The organism is uncultured Dysgonomonas sp., assembly GCF_900079725.1.
Lineage (GTDB): Bacteria > Bacteroidota > Bacteroidia > Bacteroidales > Dysgonomonadaceae > Dysgonomonas.
Map to the genome: position 1 here is coordinate 4340917 of NZ_LT599032.1, position 20726 is coordinate 4361642.

The 20726-nt window shown below is 39.9% G+C and carries 13 protein-coding genes; 4 read left to right on the forward strand and 9 right to left on the reverse strand.

Features of this window, described 5'->3' with window-relative positions; genetic code table 11:
- Nucleotides 1–230: 230 nt before the first annotated feature.
- On the reverse strand, nt 231–2849 hold the full coding sequence (alaS, locus tag QZL88_RS17875; protein WP_296943464.1) for an alanine--tRNA ligase: 2619 nt from the start codon (nt 2847–2849) through the stop codon (nt 231–233).
- Between the two features lie 174 nt (nt 2850–3023).
- Between alaS and QZL88_RS17880 the strand changes: the two genes are divergently transcribed.
- Nucleotides 3024–3995 (forward strand): M23 family metallopeptidase, encoded by a 972-nt coding sequence (locus tag QZL88_RS17880; RefSeq protein WP_296943466.1) that lies wholly within the window; start codon nt 3024–3026, stop codon nt 3993–3995.
- Between the two features lie 74 nt (nt 3996–4069).
- The gene (locus QZL88_RS17885; RefSeq protein WP_296943468.1) at nt 4070–4420 is read left to right on the forward strand and encodes a MerR family transcriptional regulator; all 351 of its coding nucleotides are present in this window, start codon (nt 4070–4072) and stop codon (nt 4418–4420) included.
- Nucleotides 4421–4425: 5 nt separating this feature from the next.
- On the opposite strand, the gene QZL88_RS17890 is transcribed toward QZL88_RS17885, so the two are convergent.
- The 8 genes from QZL88_RS17890 to QZL88_RS17925 all read right to left on the reverse strand — a co-directional run bounded on the left by QZL88_RS17890 (nt 4426) and on the right by QZL88_RS17925 (nt 14651).
- Nucleotides 4426–4809: a nuclear transport factor 2 family protein gene (locus QZL88_RS17890; protein WP_296943470.1), complete on the reverse strand. Its 384-nt coding sequence runs from the start codon at nt 4807–4809 to the stop codon at nt 4426–4428.
- An 88-nt stretch (nt 4810–4897) separates the two neighbouring features.
- Nucleotides 4898–5767 (reverse strand): helix-turn-helix transcriptional regulator, encoded by an 870-nt coding sequence (locus QZL88_RS17895; RefSeq protein WP_296943472.1) that lies wholly within the window; start codon nt 5765–5767, stop codon nt 4898–4900.
- 34 nt (nt 5768–5801) lie between these two features.
- On the reverse strand, nt 5802–7283 hold the full coding sequence (locus QZL88_RS17900) for an MBOAT family protein (protein WP_363927934.1): 1482 nt from the start codon (nt 7281–7283) through the stop codon (nt 5802–5804).
- A 19-nt stretch (nt 7284–7302) separates the two neighbouring features.
- Nucleotides 7303–8772 carry a LysM peptidoglycan-binding domain-containing protein gene (locus QZL88_RS17905; RefSeq protein WP_296943476.1) on the reverse strand — a complete coding sequence of 490 codons (1470 nt, stop codon included), beginning with the start codon at nt 8770–8772 and terminating at the stop codon, nt 7303–7305.
- A 16-nt stretch (nt 8773–8788) separates the two neighbouring features.
- Complete coding sequence (locus QZL88_RS17910) at nt 8789–10171, reverse strand: hypothetical protein (RefSeq protein ID WP_296943477.1); 1383 nt, start codon at nt 10169–10171, stop codon at nt 8789–8791.
- A 283-nt stretch (nt 10172–10454) separates the two neighbouring features.
- Complete coding sequence (locus QZL88_RS17915; protein WP_296943479.1) at nt 10455–10934, reverse strand: pyridoxamine 5'-phosphate oxidase family protein; 480 nt, start codon at nt 10932–10934, stop codon at nt 10455–10457.
- A gap of 95 nt (nt 10935–11029) precedes the next feature.
- On the reverse strand, nt 11030–11950 hold the full coding sequence (locus tag QZL88_RS17920; RefSeq protein ID WP_296943481.1) for a DUF3316 domain-containing protein: 921 nt from the start codon (nt 11948–11950) through the stop codon (nt 11030–11032).
- Nucleotides 11925–14651, reverse strand: coding sequence for a DNA gyrase/topoisomerase IV subunit A (locus QZL88_RS17925; RefSeq protein WP_296943482.1), 2727 nt, complete (start codon nt 14649–14651; stop codon nt 11925–11927). The genes QZL88_RS17920 and QZL88_RS17925 overlap by 26 nt, the downstream gene beginning before the upstream one ends.
- A gap of 829 nt (nt 14652–15480) precedes the next feature.
- Here QZL88_RS17925 and QZL88_RS17930 point away from each other — a divergent pair.
- The gene (locus tag QZL88_RS17930; RefSeq protein WP_296943485.1) at nt 15481–16632 is read left to right on the forward strand and encodes an FkbM family methyltransferase; all 1152 of its coding nucleotides are present in this window, start codon (nt 15481–15483) and stop codon (nt 16630–16632) included.
- 69 nt (nt 16633–16701) lie between these two features.
- On the forward strand, nt 16702–20634 hold the full coding sequence (locus tag QZL88_RS17935) for a two-component regulator propeller domain-containing protein (protein WP_296943487.1): 3933 nt from the start codon (nt 16702–16704) through the stop codon (nt 20632–20634).
- Nucleotides 20635–20726 lie beyond the last annotated feature (92 nt).

A 20726-nucleotide genomic window follows, 5' to 3' on the forward strand; every position in this document is an offset into this window, starting at 1 on the left:
CTTAAAACTTACTACTTGTTAAAAAGTAACAAAGGTAACACCTTTTACATATTTTTTCGGTGTTACTTTTCTGCAATCTTATAATTGATAAATGATTTCAAAGAACGACAAGATTATCGCTGTCTTTAATCTTATTATATAGATAAACTTTTATGCTTTTCTCAATGCAAATATAAAATAAGTAGGGACGGTAATTTACCGTCCCTAATAACCTATTAATAGAATAAATCTCACTTTATCTTTTCCATAATCTCATGCAATGCATTCGACAAACCTTCCAAATTTTTTCCTCCTGCAGTAGCAAAATGAGGTTGCCCGCCGCCACCGCCTTGGATATGCTTAGCTGCGTCACGGATTATTTGAGAAGCATTTAGTTCGTGATCCTTCACCAGGTCGTCACTGATCATCAATGTAAGCATTGGCTTATTTTCATATTGAGTAGCCCCAACGAAAATAGAATTGACAGGGAACTGGCCTCTGATCTGGAATGCTATATCTTTTGCAATATCGGCAGGGAATGGCCCGGCTAAAGAATATACATTTATACCGTTGATAACCTGTTTTTTCTTTATTAAAACGTCCTTAACCTGAACGATTTTTTCCTTGACGTATTCATCCACCTGTTTTTTTAGTTCTGAATTTTCTTCGAGGAATTTCTGGAGAGCCTGAGTCAGATTAGGCGTATTGTTGAAGAACGATCTCACTTCCGTCAATACGTCCTGTTGCGTATAGAAGTAGTTTTCACACGCTTCAGCTGTAATCGCCTCTATACGGCGTATACCGGCAGCAATAGAGCTTTCATTCACAATGCGGAACGAACCGATACGGCCGGTAGATGATATATGTGTACCTCCGCAAAGCTCAACGGAATCACCGAAACGTATAACACGTACGTCATCACCGTATTTTTCGCCAAACAGTGCCATTGCTCCCATTGCCTTAGCTTCGGAGATAGGAACATGGCGTTTTTCATCGCGGGAGATATCTTCGCGTATTTTTGCTGTTACAAACCGTTCCACTTTACGTATCTCCTTGTCTGTCAGTTTCTGGAAATGTGAGAAGTCGAAACGCAGGACACCGGGAGATACATATGAACCTTTCTGTTCTACATGGCTTCCCAGTATTTCGCGAAGGCCTTCGTGCAATAAGTGTGTCGCGGTATGGTTACACTCGGTAGCCGTACGGTTCTTCGTATTGATGCGTGCGATAAATGTAGCAGTCACATCTTCCGGTAGCCTAGAAGAGAGGTGGACAGCCAGATTGTTCTCACGCTTTGTATCAGTGATTTCTATTTTTTCATCGTCATGTATCAGCCAGCCACTATCGCCGACCTGTCCACCCATTTCGGCATAGAAAGGTGTACGGTTGAATACTATCTGATAAAATTCCTGATTCTTTTGTTTTACTTTCCGGTAGCGGAGTATTTCCGTTTCACATTCCGTGAAATCGTATCCAAAGAATTCCGGGTCGCCTTCTTTCAGTACTACCCAGTCCCCTGTTTCCACAGCGGCTGCGTTACGGGCACGGTCTTTCTGTTTCTGCATCTCTGCCTTAAATCCATCGTTGTCTACGGTCATGCCGTTTTCGCGGAGGATGAGCTCTGTAAGGTCGAGCGGGAAGCCGAATGTATCGTATAGCGTGAAAGCGTCCGTACCATTAAGTTCTGTTCCGTTCTTCGCTTTTGTTTCGGATATTTGCTTATCCAGTAATTTAATACCTGTATCCAGTGTGCGCAGGAATGATTCTTCTTCTTCCTTTATTACTTTTTCAATCAGTGTTTGTTGTTGGATAAGCTCCGGATATGCATCACCCATTGTCTCAATCAAAGCAGGAATAAGCCTGTACATAAATGCTTTGTGTTGGTCAAGAAATGTATATCCGTAGCGAACGGCACGGCGGAGAATACGCCGGATTACATAACCTGCTTTAGCATTCGATGGCAACTGACCGTCGGTAATAGAGAACGCGATGGTGCGGATATGGTCGGCGATGACACGCATGGCGATGTCTTGTTTTTCATCCTGTCCATATACGCTTCCGGTTAATTCGCCGATAGCTTTTATAATAGTCTGGAATACATCTGTATCATAATTGGATGTTTTCCCCTGTACTGCCATACATAGCCGTTCGAATCCCATACCGGTGTCAATTACTTTTGCTGGTAACGGTTCCAGTGATTTGTCTGCTTTACGGTTGAACTGCATAAATACAAGGTTCCATATTTCAATCACTTGCGGATGGCTTTCATTAACAAGGGTCAGCGCGTCCACCTTTGCACGCTCTTCGTTGGGACGTAAATCGATATGTATTTCCGAACATGGGCCACATGGGCCTGTATCGCCCATTTCCCAGAAGTTGTCTTTCTTATTCCCGTTTATGATGCGGTCTTTGGACAGGTATTGCTCCCAGTATCCGGCAGCTTCGTCGTCACGCGACAAGCCTTCTTCGGGGCTACCTTCGAATACTGTTACATATAAACGGTCTTTATCCAGTTTGATTACTTCTGTCAGATATTCCCAAGCCCATTCTATAGCCTCTTTCTTGAAATAGTCGCCAAAAGACCAGTTACCCAGCATTTCGAACATCGTATGGTGATATGTATCATGCCCTACTTCTTCAAGGTCGTTATGCTTACCGCTAACACGAAGGCATTTCTGTGAATCCGCCACACGTGGATATTTGATAGGTGCATTTCCCAGTATAATGTCTTTGAACTGGTTCATACCCGCATTTGTAAACATCAGAGTAGGGTCGTCCTTGATAACCATCGGGGCTGACGGTACTATCTGGTGTCCTTTGGAAGCAAAGAAAGATTTGAAAGAGTCACGAATTTCTTTAGAAGTCATCATTTTAGTTACTAGTTACGAGTAAACGTGTTACAAGTTATAATTTTAGTTTCAACATTGGCATATTGGTACATTAACCTATTGCCACATTAATTAAATATAAACGATTTGCAAAAATAGTTCAAAAACTTTACTTTTGTCGAACTCTCTAAACAAAATATCAGAGAAGTACTAAAAATGAAGCGAAAAGTATACTATCGTTACAATCCGCAAACTCTCACATATGAACGGATTTATCCTAGCATGAAGGATAAAGTTATCACCGTTTTCCGTCATTTGATATCGGGTATAGTGGTTGGGATAGGAGCATTGGTCGCTTTTGTTTATTTTTTTGGTACACCTTGGGGAGAAGCACAAAAGAAAGAAAATCAGCTCATACTTACTCAGTACGAAGTATTATCGAAGAGGGCAGATGAGATGTCTAAAGTTCTGAGGGATATACAGCAGCGTGACGATAATCTGTACAGGGCTATTTTTCATGCCGATCCTATACCTACATCTATCAGGACTTCCGGAGTAGGTGCTCCGGGCAGGTATGATTATCTGACGGAGTTGTCAAGTCCGGAACTGATTATTCAGACCACAAAGAAGATAGACTATATCTCGAAGCAGATCTATATTCAGTCGAATTCTTTCGATGAAGTGCTAAGTATGGCAAAAAATCAAAAAGACCGTCTTAAGCATATACCAAGTATTCAGCCGGTTCCCGATAAATATCTGAAACAGGTAGCATCAGGTTACGGTACACGTATAGATCCTATATATGGAACAGCCCGTTTTCATGCAGGAATGGACTTTGCATCCAATATCGGTACTCCCGTATATGTTACGGGTGACGGGGTGGTTACTCTTGCCGACTGGAAGCAAGGCTACGGGAAATGTATAATTGTTGACCACGGGTTTGGCTATCAGACCCTATATGCTCATCTGAATGACTATAAGGTACGATATGGACAGAAGGTCACACGTGGAGAGCAAATCGGCGAAGTAGGTAATACAGGAAAATCAACTGGCCCGCATCTTCATTACGAGGTGCATGTAAGGGGAGTTCCCGACAATCCGGCGAAGTATTACTTTATGGACTTATCTCCGGAAGAGTATGACAAGATGTTGCAGATAGCAGCCAACCACGGGCAGGTAATGGATTGATGTCAGTTAACAGTTAGCAGTAAACAGTAAAAAAAGAAACTAATAGCTATCGGCTACAGGCTAAAAGCTAAAGAATGAAAATTGATTTAGAAAATAGTAATCGTTTGTACTATTCCATCAAAGAGGTTGCCGCCCACTTTGGTGTAAATGAATCATTGCTTCGTTTTTGGGAGACCGAATTTGATATAATCAATCCACGTAAGACAGATGGCGGTGCCCGCCAATATACAAAAAAGAATATTGAAGATATTGCAGTTGTATATCATCTTGTAAAAGAAAAAGGGCTGACCCTCGAGGGCGCCCGTCAGACTTTAAAACAAAGAAAGGATGAGGAAACACGCAAAGTACAGGTAATACAGAAACTGGAACAGATAAAGAAGGAACTGGAAGACTTGGAGCGTGAGTTCGATTCATCCTTTGACTAAAAGTTTTATACAGGTTTAATCAAAGACCAGTGATTATGGATAATCTTCCATTCATTTGCTACTAGCTTATAAACCTCGGTACAGTTCCACTTATACACCGTTTCCCCTGTGTATGATATCAGATTATAAGTTAAGACTGCCATTTCGTCGGTAGCCTGTACCACAGGTTCAATCATTTCATACTTATCTACCAGCACCTTACCTCTCATTTCCTCGTAAAGAGCTTCTATTTTATCGAAGCCATCCGATCTTTTTTCCAGAAAAGGGTCGAAATAAGTGAAGTCCGGGGTGTATAGCTCCAGATAGCCCGACGGATTACCGTTGTTCCATTTCTCTAATGCGGCTGTTTCCAGTGCGATAATCTTTGTTGCGATGTTTTTGTAATTCATGTTTGTAATGATTTAAATTATTTCATTACAAAGGTATTATCTCGCTGTAGAATGCTGGTAATGCATATGATGGGGAAAATAGCACTTTTTATGGTTTATTGGTATTTCGGTATTGTAAAGGTGTATGGCCTGTTTGTTTCCTGAAAAAACGGATAAAGTATGATGTATTTTCGTAATTGAGAGACGCAGCTATGTCTGATATGGAATCGGATGTGTATAAGAGCATTTTTTTTGCTTCTTGTATAAGCTTATTCTGAATAACTTGTTTGGCGCTAATCCCCATTGCGGATTTTATCAGTTCGTTCAGATAATTTGGAGTAATACAGAGTTTGTCTGCATAATGACGGATAGAATGGTTTTGCTTATATCCGATGTCTACAAGTTTTATAAAAGTGTCGGCATGTCTGTTTTTTACATTTTCGGTATTACCGGAAGATGAATTTCTAAGGATATAAATTCTGTCCAGAGATTTCAGTGTCTGATATAGCAACGCTCTTAGTATATGCTTATCTTTTTCCTTATAAGAGTTTATTTCCTGTTTAATTTCATTTATCAGCCGGAGAGTCTGCCCGGATTCTTCACCCAGACTTAATTTACTAAAAGTATGTGAGTCTCTGAAATATGATAAGTGTTGCAGAAAATCAGGATCATTGAAGAACGTGAGTAGAAATTCTTTTTCAAATATCAGGGCGTAGCCGTCGGTAATATTGTCGATATCCCACCAGCGTATCTGATTAGGCGAGGAGAATATTATATCCCCTTCCTTTACATGATATTCCTTATCATCGATTCTAAACTTTCCATGGCCATCAGTAATCAGCGTAATATCGTGATAGCCTAACCTATGGACAGCGTTCTCTTTCAGGTATATCTTTATATCTTTTAACCGGACAACATCAATCAGTAGTTCTTCGCCGTATTTGGTCTTGTAGAAAGCGTATTGTTCGATCCGGTGCATAGGATACACATTTTTTAGACTTTCGTGATACCGTTTAAAACTGGAAATAGATAAACGGCTGAGGGCCGCTCGACATAGTAGCATACACCAACCAGAATACTAACCCGGCCAATCCGGCTTTGAACACCAAGGGTGTACTGTTGAATCCGGATTTTACCATGTTCACAAACTTTTCAGGTAAGAAATGCATAACATATCCTATAGCAACAAGGATAAATACATTCTTGTATCCTTCGAGTACAATCAGCCAGTCGTGTGGCGCGAATGTCAGGTTGCCGATACTCATAATCACATCACCGGCCAGTTCGAAACTACCCGCACGGAAGAATATCCAGCAGAAGGCCACGAAGTGGAATGTGAGCAGTATGCAGATGATACGGGTAAAACGGTTGTCCGGTACTTTTATAAATTGTCTGAAGAAACGCTCTACCACCAATATTCCCCCATGTAATCCGCCCCACATGACGAATTTCCATGATGCCCCATGCCAAAGGCCACCGATGAGCATTGTGAGGAAAAGATTTACATAGGTTCTTATTTTCCCCTTACGGTTTCCTCCTAATGAAATGTATAGATAGTCACGTAGCCATGATGACAATGAAATATGCCAGCGACGCCAGAATTCGGTGATGGATTGTGATTTATACGGAGTCAGGAAGTTGGGCGGAATGGTGAATCCCATAAGTAAAGCCAGCCCGATTGCCATATCTGAATATCCCGAAAAGTCGCAATATATCTGTAATGTGTAACCATATACAGCCATCAGGTTTTCGAATGCCGTATAACTCAATGGGGAATCGAATACCCGGTCGACAAAGTTGGTCGATATATAATCCGATATGACGGCCTTTTTTATCAGACCTATGAGTATGAGGAATATGGCAGTGCTGGTTTCCTCCTTGGTCAAATGCAGTTTTTTGTACATCTGCGGAAGAAAATCCTTTGCCCTGATGATAGGTCCAGCTACCAGTTTAGGGAAAAAGCTGATGTAGAAGCAGAAGTCGAGGGTAGACCTTGCCGGTTCCATCTGCCTGCGGTAAAGATCCACGGCATAACTAATGGCCTCGAATACGAAGAATGAAATACCGATAGGCAATATTATATTCTGGAACGATAAATCTCCATGGAATATAGCGTTAATATTATCAATCAGGAAGTTTGTGTATTTGTAATACGATAGCATTCCCAGATTGGCGATGATGATGAGTGCAAGTAACAGTTTCCGGGAAGAAGGTTTCTCTATCTCATACATTTTTTTTGATAAGAGGTGGGTAACGACTGCGCAAACAACCAGTAGTATATAGTAATTTCCTCCTGCTTTATAATAGAAGAATAGCGAGAAAACGATAATATATATCTTGCGGAAAAGCTCAAGCTTCTGAGACTTTGTGAGTACATATATAATATAGAATACAAGGAAAAGCCCCAAGAACAACGGGCTATTGAATAGTAACGGGTGTTCGGGATTATATACAAACCACGAATGAATATCCAGTTCTCCAAATAGTCTGGAGATGTAATCGGGAAGATATATATCAGTTATGTTTAACAGTGCTTTCAATTTTTCTTTTTTTCTTAAAGTTATTATATGCGTCAATGAAGTCGGAAGCAAATAACTGTCCTTGAGCCTGATATCCACTGGTAGTGTAGTGGACTTTGTCGCGGGCAATCAAACGTGCATACTCTCCTTTGGGCGCGATACCGGATGCTCCACCCATACGTGTATATAAATCCCATACAGGCAGATTACTCAGTCCCATGAGGGCATTACTATAGTCGGTAATATAAGTATTTACCCGGCGCCGGCGAAACATGGATGGCGGTGGGGTCATAACTAATACCATTGCGAAAGGGTTGAGCCTTTTTATATTTTCTACGAATTCCTGTATCTGATAAATATATTCTGTATCCGATAGCTTCCCGAACGACTCGTTTGTGCCAAAAGACAAGATTACCAGATCGGGTTGGAGAATAGGCAACTGTTCGAAAAATAACGGATATTTATTATAATCCGATAGTTTTGCTCCATTAACACCTATCGAGTGGTATATGACACCGGGTTTGTCGTTCTCTATAACGAACCCGTTGAGATTATACATTGGTTGTTTTTCGGCCGGTAAGATAGTAATACGGCTCATCAACGTATCGCTGGTATAGGATGAGTAATAGGGTTTAGTAACCATACTCACATAGTCTATACTGTCTTTCGCTATATTGGATATCTGGGCTTTAGCTTGTACAGGCTTGGTGCTTCTAGCCCCTGCTTTTACCGGGATCTTAAGCCTCTGCTTTGGTCTTATCATATTCGACTTCATACCATTGGCTTTTTTTATCTGTGCTACGGTAACCCCATATTTACGCCCTATTACCGATAAGCTTTCCCCGCTTTTTACAGTGTGGTATCTCATCCCTATGGTGGATGCGGTGACAGTGCCCGATGACGAAACCTGTAATGGTTCGGCTGTTACGGACATTCTGTATTGAGGCTCTTTCGTAGGGTAGATGATTTTTATTTTATTAAATTCATATCCTTCCTGTGTAGATAGTTGCAGGACAAAGTCTTCGGCCGAGGTATAAAGTGCTATCCCGCTCAGACCCACACCCACATCGGCAACAGGATATACATTCAACAGGCTCTGCCATGTCGCATTACATGTATATTTTACATAGCGGGGGCCATTCGTTCTTACCAGACTGTAAGGGAATGTAAATCCGAATCCTCCATTTCCGAACTTAAACTGTAAAGCCTCCCGGATTGCATTGGTGAAAAAATCGGCCTGAATATGTGAATCGCCTATATGCACTATATTTACTTTGCCTTGCTTGTTTTTCTCTAAATTGTATAATTTTTCAAAAACGGCTGATAGTAAAGCCTGATTAGCAAAAATATTATCACCGCTATCCGTTGTTTCCTTGCTGTCGTATCTACCTTTGGCAGATAGCATGGTTGAAGGCAATAATAAAAACAGGAAGAATAGGGGTAGTATTTTCTTTGCAAACTTCATCAGCAGGTTATTTTCTTTATTGTTTCGCTTTAAATTTCGTGTATCCTTTATCTATTTCAGTATATATCAGTTTAGCCACCTTCTTTGAGCCTGAGCCATTGAAGTGGGTATAATCCTTATTGGCCAGTTTGTTATCTACCCAGGTTACCATCGAACCTTTGCCTCCCATCACTTCATACAAGGATATAAAGCCGGAGTTGGTCTTGCGGGCATAATTCCGTTGCGCATTGGCGAGAGGTACTACAGCTGGGTCGGTTTGCATAGTTCCGTCTATCTTCAGTGCCCTGTCGGCTGTGGAAATAACTAATATATCGGCATTGGGGAAACATTCATGCAGATTATTCACTACTGTTGTCATATTTCGTTCGTACCAACTGTAATTAAGTGAACCATAACCTAGTACGTTTGCTCCATAGTGAAGGATTATTAAATCATAATTTAATACCTTGTCGAAAGCATTCATCAAAGCAGGGTTCAGGATAGATAGTGGCAGGCCAGAATTTCCACGGATCGAAAAATTATCGACATGCACCCCTTCCCCGTTATCGAAATTGAATCCGTAGATAGGTATTGAATCTGCGTTATGGAAATTGACCTGTATCGATTTGGCATTGTGGGACGAAAGGGGTAATGTATTTAACAGATTTACCGGATTCAGACTCTTGCTGGAAACGGAATCTTTATCTGCCGCGACCGTTACATAGGCCTTGTTATTATTACCTCTGCCGTATAGTAGTACAGGATTATTCAGTTGTGTCGAATGCTTCTGAGATTGAGCTTTATATCTGACCCAATATGCTTGCGCAGGGTCTTTTGCAAAGAAAACCTGCCCGTCTATACCGAATGGCTTCATTGGTTTCTTCACTTTTACAAATGATTGGGAGAACCAGTTTTTAGAATACTGGTGCGATATAGATCCTCGGGCTCCTGCCGAAAGCGAAGAGACTGCTACATAACCAACTCCTTCTCCCCCATAATTTTCCTGAAACTCGCTGCGGACATCTTGTACTATGTAATCTCCGTCATTCATGGAGTCTCCAAAATAGGCGATTCTTACTTTGCCTGTTTTCGTTTCTTGCAACTCATGCAGTTTAGTATAGAAACGAGTGAGGTTTTGATATCCGTCAGCTGCTAATGCGGGATTGAAATTGGCATCTACTTCCTCGTAGGTCTGGGCTTTTGTGCTGTCCGATTCTACTATAACCGGGATGTCATGTATTTCTGTCGTATCGCTCTGAGCCATAAGCGCCATGCTATCCATCAGGATATTTTCGTTTGCTTCCACGTGTTCCGAAAACAAGCGTTCCGGCAAAACTTCCTTGAAAACTAAAAAGGCTGCTATAGATAAGGCTACGAATAAGATCGCCTTACCAAAATACGAATTATTAGATGTACTCACAATCAACAATTTAATCTAATGTTTTATTTGATTCTGAAACTATTTTTCTAAAGTTGTGCAAAGCTACTTACTTTTCGCTAAAATATATTATGAGAGAATATATTTTAGTGATATTTTACTTTTATGCCAACATATTCAGTTACAACAATCCAATAAAACAATGGTTCTTTACTGACACAAAAGTATACTCTATCTTTTATATTTTATTATTGTTTTGGTATGCTTGTATCAAATGCAATGTTTGCTGTATGAAATTTATATTTCTAGTGGTGAAATAGTCCCGTTAATATTTTGCTTTAGCTGTTATGTGTTCTATATTTATCTTGAATGTGGCTGTTCGGCTCCACGATTTATCCATGTACTTTTCACCAATTTCTTCATATTCCGGTGAATATTTTCTTACCAGCAGGCGCAAGGCTTTTCGTTTTTCGTCATCAGACAAATCCATATCGGCTTTACCAAATACGATAACACTTTCGAAGAGTGTTGTGAATTGTTCGGCAATAGGTTTGGTAACGCCTACAACGCAAAATGAAACTTTATTGTTTTCTTTTAAGATATCCAATTTCTGTCCTTTGGGTGCGCAATGGAAATAGATGCTGTTGCCCTCTTTGTCAAATGCATAGCTGATAGGTATGCCATAAGCATATCCGTTTTCTGTAGTTCCTAGGCTCAGGAATCCGTATTCGGAAGTTTGCAGTAGCTCGGTAATGCGAACCTCATCTTCCAGTATTCTGTTTTGTCGTCTTACTTCTCTAAACATTTGATTTCTCCAACCCCTCCAAAGGAGGAGCCTTTGGTTTATATTTATAAAGTTAGCCTCTCTGCTCTCCTCCCTTCGGGGAGGTTAGGAGGGGCTTAGTATCCGTTCCAATAATTATTTAGGGCTTTCTCTTTTGGGCGTTTTACACCTTCGATAGGAAATCCGATAACAAAATTATTGGTATAATGATGAGTCTGTATATCGTGAACTTTTGTCTGGTACCATGAACCTAAATACCCCACACGTATAGTGTATTTATTGATTGGAATATCTACGGTAAGATAATTGCGTAATGCTCTTTGGTTGTGTAACGATGCAAAATTGACTATCTCTACGGTATTGCCTAGCGATATTTCGTAATAGGACTGCCCATATCTCGGTGAAAACAGCATGCCGATAAAAGGTGTATCCATTTGCCAGCGCACGGCAAACCATTTAAATTTGTAAGATGCTATTACCGAAGCATTCAGGTTGGTATATCCCCGTGCAGTGGCAGGATTATTCCCGTTTCGTTCGTTGTATAATACTCCGGCGTTGATATCCCATAGTCCGCCCACACCAACTCGTAGTTTATCTGTCTGGTAGACACTGTAATGTCCTCCGATCTTATAGCTGAGCAGCCCCCAGTATTCCGTGACATTTTTAGCAGGATTATCACCTTTGGCAAAGTCGAGTTCAAAGATCTGTTGTTTGTAGAATTTATAATCGAACCATGTGGTACGGCGCATTTGCTCATACATCAGGTGTATGGAAAATCCTTTGTATTCTAATGGAGACAAATATGTATCATACATATTGGCGGAGCCAATGGATGCAGTGATGGTGTTGTTGGTGATAAGAGGTTTTGGTATACTTAGACTAGAGTCATCGATAATTGTCGTTTTCTTCTGTGAAGCATAACCTTCAATCACGACGGCTTTTAGAGAGTCTTCCTTTATTTGGGCAGATATACTGCTGCAAAAAAGTAAATAAGATAATATCCATATAGTTTTACTCTTCACCCTCCTTATCTCCATCTTTAAACAATGATTGTTGTCCTGTTATTTCATCGATGATATCCGATATAGGTCGATTGTCGATTTCGTCATCGTCGTCATCTATTTGTACTTCAAATTTCTTTTCTTCTTCCTCTACTACTTCGGGGAAGCGGATAGGTTCGAGTTCCTTGATTTCTCCGATTTCGAATGTAGACAGGCGTTTTCCTTTTGCTTTGAAGCCCTTGACTGCAATGAATTCATCGGCATCTATATCCAATGCTTCACGATAACTATCACGACCGCCGAATGTAACCTGTATCCGCGGATAAACAATGTCGGTCAGTATATGTAATTTCGATTCATGATTTTCTCCAAGGAAATTCTGTTTCTTGGCTGAAGGCTCAAACAAGAACCGTTTCAGGTACATAAACTGCTGATCTGCATCAAACAGTACCGCTGTCCAGATCTTATTCGCGTCGAATTTCTCTATCCGGATAATGCCTGCTTCGTAGTGATTGGTCACATCGAAATTTGAAGTGTAAAATTCACCATTTTGGTTTACAACGAGTATCTGGTCGTCGCTTTGGAACTCTCCGAGGAATTTGCCCCGTCCGTCATAATTAAGGCGCAGCACGTCCTGGTCAAACCATACTTTACGTCCTCCGAGGGTAGAGCCGCCTTTTTGTTTTAATGATATTTTATGTACTTCGGCTTTTGTCAGAATATTACCCATCGACTGGCGTCCTTTGATGGCTATATCGCTGAAGTCTTTTTCGAAAACAAGTATCTTCTGGCGTGGTTTCGGTTTCAGTATTACACGTATTGTTTCCGCCTCTCCATTAGGATTTGCGCTGAAATATACAATCCGTGAGCCTTCCTTTCCTTGTGTTACATCGTATTCCTTATCGCGGGTGATACCAGTTACTGCAAAGCGTTTGATATAATCGGGCCCATGTTTTCCATGACGGTATACCACATTGTAAATTGTACGGTTGTCGTTGCGACGGAACACATAGAGATACAGTACATTTTTGCCGACGAACATTTTGTCACTGACTTTTACAATCTTATACTTTCCGTCCTTATAGAAAATAATGATATCGTCGATGTCGGAGCAATTACATACATATTCGTCTTTTTTCAGCGCCGTACCGATAAATCCTTCCTCGCGGTTGATGTAGAGTTTTTCGTTCGCTTCCACAACCTTTGTGGCCTCAATGGTATCGAAACTCCGTATTTCGGTTTTACGGGGATAATTCTTACCGTATTTTTCCTTCAACATCACATACCATGAAATAGTGTAATCTGTGATATTTTCGATATTGTGCTTTATTTCTTCTATCTCTTCTTTGTACCGGGCTATCAGTTCATCCGCCTTGTCGGAGTTGAACTTGAGGATGCGTCCCATCCTGATTTCCATCAGTTTCATGATGTCTTCACGGGTTACCTCACGGATAAACAGTTTGGCAAATTTGGCCAGACGTTTGTCTATATGCTCAACGGCGGCATCCATATTCGCCGCATTCTCAAATTCTTTATCTTTATAGATACGCTCTTCGATGAATATTTTTTCGAGAGAGGAGAAATGGAGTGTTTCTTCCAGTTCGCTCTTTTGTATCTCCAGTTCAAGTTTGAGGAGCCTTTGTGTATTCTCGGTTGTATCTCGGAGTATTCTGCTTACAGTAAGGAAATACGGCTTGTTATCTTCAATCACACAGCAGTTAGGAGAGATACTTATCTCACAATCGGTGAATGCATAGAGCGCGTCTATTGTTTTATCAGACGAAACACCCGGAGCTAAATGCACATGAATTTCTACATTCTGGGCTGTGATATCGTCCACTTTACGGATTTTTATCTTGCCTTTGTCATTTGCCTTCAGGATAGATTCTACCACCGAAGACGATGTTCTCCCATAAGGAATATCACTTATGACTAGTGTTTTATTGTCCAGTTTGGATATTTTGGCACGTACTTTTACCGAACCGCCCCGTTCACCGTCATTGTACTTGCTTACATCTATATAACCTCTTGTCTGAAAATCAGGGTATAATGTAAATTCCTCTCCTTGCAGATGCGCTACGGCAGCATCGCATAATTCGTTGAAGTTATGAGGGAGTATTTTAGATGAAAGACCTACGGCAATACCCTCAGCACCCTGTGCCAGCAATAAAGGAAATTTTACGGGCAGGGTAATCGGTTCTTTATTACGCCCGTCATATGATGGTTTCCATTCGGTTGTTTTAGGATTGAAGAGCACCTCCAACGCAAATTTGGAAAGGCGGGCTTCTATATAACGGGGTGCGGCAGCACCGTCTCCTGTGAAGACATTTCCCCAGTTTCCCTGACAGTCGACGAGTAGATCCTTTTGTCCCAGCTGTACCAGGGCGTCACCTATAGATGCATCTCCATGCGGGTGGAACTGCATGGTGTGTCCTATGATATTTGCCACCTTGTTGTAACGTCCGTCATCCATGCGTTTCATTGAATGCATAATGCGGCGTTGAACAGGTTTAAGACCGTCGGTAATATGCGGTACGGCACGTTCGAGTATAACATAAGAAGCATAATCCAAAAACCAATTCTGGAACATGCCTGACAGATGCAGTTGATTGTCTCCCGAGTCTTTTACGGGTACTTTATAATCGGAATGGCTGCTGTCATTTTCCGATTCTTCATCCATAACGGGCTCTTCGTTCTCTAAATTCTCTGGTTCGTCGATAATATCTTCGGGGAACATGTGTAATATCTGATTTTAAGTAAAAGATAGAATTTAATGATACATTTCGGATTGCACCCTGTTTCTTGTTTCTTTGCTTCACAAAGCATCAATAGGTTTGCGATCTTAGCTATTTCAAAACTCGTTCAAAGATAGTTTTTTTTGGTCTGAAATCAAAATTGGGATTTGAAATAATCTGAGAGCCTTTTTTATAATTAGGGCAAACCTGAAATTTATTTTTTTTGAATAAATTTATCTATGTATGTAGCCGATAGCTGATGGCTGTTCGCCGATGGTTCTTTGAAGTATTGGGATAAGTGGTAAGTTTTAAGTAATGGGTAATAAGTTGAAAGTTATATGAGATACGAGTAGACAAGATACGAGATACAAGTTACAAGTTACTGCGCCCTGCGGGCAGTTACGAGTTACAAGCCTAAAAGCTATCAGCTAATAGCTGAAATAAGTGTAATCTTTGTTACCTTTTGGGAAAACTGTAGGGGCGGAATATTTTCCGCCCGAAATGACCTACGGGCGGAAAATATTCCGCCCCTACAAAAGACTGAAAGGGTTGTTACCTTTTAACAAAAGCCTCAGTAAAACTCAGTGTCTTCTCAGTGCAACATAAAAAGATTGTTACCTTTTAACAAAATATAGTTAATGAATATGAAATACACAAGATAAAAACAATGAAAAACTGTCAGATCTGTCAGGTTTTAACTAAATATGGTTAATGAATGTAAAATAATCAAATAGCTATAACTTACAATTTTTCGAGCGTTTACCATATTTTATAACAAATACAGATGTTGCATGCTTTTTTTCTTACTTTTGTTATAGAAAAAACGTATTTATGATAATAGATAATAACTATTTGGTTCAGCGCATTGAAACGCTGATAAAAGAGAAGCAGCAAAGCAGCCGTATCGAACAAAAAGAGAATAATCGGTTGTATCAGATAAAGCTTCGTTTTCCGCAATGGCTTAGAAATATAATTTTTCACCCTTTCAATCCTGTATATTCAGTTTATCTTCAAAACAAAATATATAAAAAAAACGATAAGCGTAAATATATTGGATTGAGTCCGGTACATCCTCAGGCTGTTGATTTTATAAGATATTGTTTTACTCACGATTTCAGATTAGATACGAGTGTTTATTACCCTGAAAGTGATGGGGCGACTCTGATGCGAGTAGTCGATAACCGGATAAAATCAGTGTTGGGCGGATATGAGAAAATAGCTCTAGATAAGGATCAGCAGAATTATTATAAACAGAGTTTGGATTTAAAAGCTAAAGTGCGTAAAGAAGGTAATAAATACAGGCTTAACGTTGAAGGCGTTGACTACTGTTTGCCCGAGAATAATTTTCCGGGACAGACATACATACATGATTATGGATTGAGATACCTTCCCGAATATGTGAAAGAATATATTGAAGGTAAAGATTTCCTTGATTTTGGCGCATATATAGGGGATGCGTCCATTTTTTTTGCAAAAAAGTACAACCCAAAACATTTATATGCTTACGAGCCAATAGAGGATACTGCTAAGCGTTTGGCTGAAGCTGTGAAAATAAATAATATTGAATGTATTACAGTCGTTCAAAAAGGAATTGGTAATACAATTGAAGATATTAATATATTTATAGATACTTTAGCTTCTTCGAGCTGTTCGATAAATAATTCGATGGTAAGCAGTGAGGGTAATACACAGAAAATTAGTGTATCTACCATTGATAATGATTGTAAAAATATGAAGGTCGGCCTAATAAAGATGGATATTGAAGGAGCAGAATATGCCGCTATTGAAGGAGGTCTGGAAATAATAAAACGGGATAAGCCCGTGTTGCTTATCTCTATGTATCATACGGGCAAGGATTTTTTTGAAATACCTCCAATGTTAAAAAATGCGGTAGCAGATTATAATTTCAGATTCCTTGATCTTGAAGTTCATTTTCCTCTTTGTGAAAAAATACTTGTAGCATATCCTGCCAGACACACATAAGAAATTTGTAAACTTACTGCAGAAGCTATTAAAATCTTATATTTGTATCTGAATAGTTTGAATATTATAATGATACATATTAGATTTCTATATACTTTTCTATTCCTTCTGTCCACTCTTTTTGTGACGGGGCAAAAGGTGAACTATCAGACTTTCAGTAATATCAATCTTAATTCGGAAGCCTCGGGTATCAATTGTTTTGCACAGGATGCTCAAGGCCTGATATGGATAGGTTCTAATAAAGGGCTTTTCAGTTATGACGGATACACAGCCCAGCAACACTTTTCATTCGACAACAAGACTAATACGCAGATATATTGCATTCTGGTACTCGATGATACATACTTATGTCTGGGTACCGACAACGGAGTGTTATTCTATAATTACAAAACAGATAGTTATAAAAATACTAACTTCGATTTTCCATCGGATGTAAGAACCATGGTCTTGAGAGATGGAGCTTTATGGATTGGCTCTCTGAATGGGCTTTACAGGTATAACATCAATTCAAAGCAGATTGACAAACTGAGTGAAAAAGAGGGCAACGGTCTTCCGCACAGAACTATCTATTCTATTATAAATACAGAAAATAATAGTTTGTATGTGGGCACTTATAATGGTTTATGCAGATATATTCCTGCAACGGATAAATTTGAACTCATAAACCTACCCGCCAATATAAAACGAAATAATCAGTTTGTAAATTCATTATTGGAAGATACTGTCCGTAGATGTATATGGATTGGTACTGAGGGAGCATTGCTTAAATATACACCGGGATATAATACAGTGGAAGAGATCAACTTTTTCCATGATAATTCTATCAAATCCCTGGAAATAGATCCCAACAATAATCTTCTTTTGGGGACTGACAACGGTCTTTATGTATATAATGATTCCACAAAAGATATACAACATATCGTCCATGACTCCCGCAATGAAAAATCGTTGTCGAATAATATCGTGTGGGGAATATTTGCAGATAGGGAGAAAAATATATGGTTAGGTACAGACTATGGAATATCCTTGTCGCGCTATAATAAAGTGTTTCAGATTGTTCCGATTTCACAGGTTACAGGAGTGGGAGATGGTAACAGGTTTCATGCGATATTTAAAGATTCGCGTAATAATTTCTGGCTGGGGGGAACAAACGGTCTTATCTTATCCCCGTCTTTTACGAATAACCCCGAGAACTCTGTTTGGTACAGGATGGGGGACCGGCGTTATCCAATTTCGCACAATCGTATCCGGCATATTTATGAAGATAAGGAGCAAAACCTGTGGGTGGCTACAGATGGGAGCATCAACCGGTATGATTATAACAAAAAACAATTTATACATTACAGTATTGTCGACACTACACATACTCTCAATTCCAACTGGGCGTATCATATTTTCGAAGATGATAAAGACCGCTTGTGGATTGCGACTTGTCTGGGGGGGATATTCGTTGTGGATAAACAAAAGCTGATTCAGTCTTCGCCATCCGGAAACTATGTAGCGGACTATAATTATTCTACACGTAACGGATTGTCGGGTAATTTCATTAATCAGATTGTACCAGACCGCAAAGGCAATGTATGGGTATTGCTTTATAATAATGGAATAAATAAGATAGATACAAAGCTGAATAGCGTGACAAAGATACCGATAGAATCGGGAACCAATAATGAAAATCCGAATTATATAATATGCGACAATGAAGGCTTTATCTGGGCCGGATTCCGGGGCGGGCTGGTACGTATAAATCCCGAAAACGATGAGTCCCGTTTCATTAAGTTCGATGCTTTCAGTAATAGTGAAATACTATCGTTAGTAGAAGAAGGGCAACATATATGGATATCTACCAGCGATGGTGCATGGGTACTGGATAAGCAAAACTATAACGTGCAGCGTTTGAATATAACAAATAAAGCCTACACCAGCGGCTTCTTCGACAAATCTTCAGATAAGATCTATTTTGGCGGAAGCGATGAATTAGCTGTTTTTTCACCGGCTATGTTGCAGGAAGTGCGCCCCGATCTGCCTATTGTGCTTACGGCCTTGTATGTAAATGATAAGTTATATGAGCCCGGTATCGATTACAAAGGTTATAGTATCCGCTATCTGGACAAAATTGAATTGAATTATAAGCAGAATAATCTGGGGTTTGAGTTTTCGGATCTGATGTATTCGGAAGAGGAAGGGAGTAAATTTGTATACAGGCTTGAAGGAATAGGCAAGGATTGGAATATACTGAAACAAAATTCGGGTCGTATAACTTATCCCAACTTGGAGTATGGAAAATACAGTCTTATTATAAGTAAACTCGACTCGTCAGGCAAACCATCAGATAAAATATATACATTTTTCATCCAGATCAATCCGCCGTGGTATTATACGGTCTGGGCGAAATGTATTTATGCTTTTTTATTGTTATGCCTGCTACTTTGGATAATGAATTTTTTCAGGGTACGTAACAATCTGAGGATAGAGCGTATAGAAAAGGAGAAAACGTTGGAATTATCCAACCTCAAGATAGATTTTTTTACGAATGTCTCGCATGAATTCAAAACGCCGCTGAGCCTGATTATAGCTCCGGTAAGCCGTCTTTTGTTGGAAACAAAAGATCCGTATAAGAAAAAACAACTTGAGGCGGTACAGCGAAATGCTTTAAAATTGAACTCCCTTATCCGTCAGGTGCTTGATTTTAACAGGATAGATAGTAATACGAATGCAAACCTGATATTATCGAGAGTTGAGTTCGTGGAATTTGCCCGGAGCTTGTTCTCGGTTTATGAAGAAGGCTATAAAGAGAAGAACCTGAAGTTCTCATTTCATACCAACAAAGAGAAAATCCATATAAATATAGATGTATTGAAAATAGAATCGGTACTAAATAACCTTATAGTCAATGCCTGCAAATATACCAAAGAAAATGGAGAAGTAAACTTTAATCTTGTAGCAAACGATACGGACAAAATATTGGAAATAACTGTTTCGGATACAGGAATCGGTATACCTCAGCGGGATATTCCTTATGTATTCGAACGTTTTTACCAGTCCTCAAAAACATCGAAAGAGAAGGAGGGTACAGGCATCGGCCTTTACCTGGCAAAGACATACAGCGAACAGCACGGAGGCCAGATTACTGTTTCGTCTGAAGAAGATAAGGGAACCCGGATTGTTATTACTCTGCCATTAGACGATATTGAAGCCGAATCTGATATCGTTTCTCAAACAGGAAATACAAATAATAATGAGAGTAAGCCGCTTGTATTGGTTGTGGATGATAATCCCGAAATAGCGGATTTCATATGTCAGACTCTCGCGTCCAAATACAGGTATGAAGTGGCTCATAATGGAAAAATGGGATTGGAGATGGCTTTAAATCTTAAGCCCGCCCTGATAGTAGCCGACATTATGATGCCTGTGATGGACGGACTGGAAATGAGCCGTCGTATACGCCGGAATATACCGACTTCTACGATACCTATTATTCTGCTTACGGCTAAAGATGATAAGACCACCGAACTGGAAAGTATAAACCTGAATGTAGATGCATTCATACCCAAGCCATTCGATCCTGAAATCCTTTTGTCCCGTATCGAACAATTGTTGAATAGTAAGCAGCAACTGGAAGACAAACTACGGATAGAAACTATAGCTGCCCCGAAAGCAATAGAAGCCACATCTCCCGATGAGAAGTTCCTGTCTGAGATAACAACGATTATAGAAGATAAGATTGCAGACCCCGATCTGAATGTAAATGCGCTCAGTGATATTTCGGGTATCGGTTCCAAGCAGATTTATCGCAAAATAAAACAATTGACCGGGCTCTCGCCTGTCGAATTTATTCGTTCGGTACGTTTAAAAAAAGCGGCGATGCTCCTTTCCCAAAATAAGTTTTCCATTGCCGAGGTGATGTATATGGTCGGATTCTCGAACCGCTCATATTTCTCGAAAAGCTTTCAGGCTGAGTTTGGAAAGACTCCGCGCGAGTTTGTGGAGAATGACGGATAATGTGCATATTTATAGTTGTTTAAATGTTTGTCCGGGATAAGTTAAACTCTCCTGTTGTCCTATTTGTGTTCTCATCTGTCCAATTTGTGCAT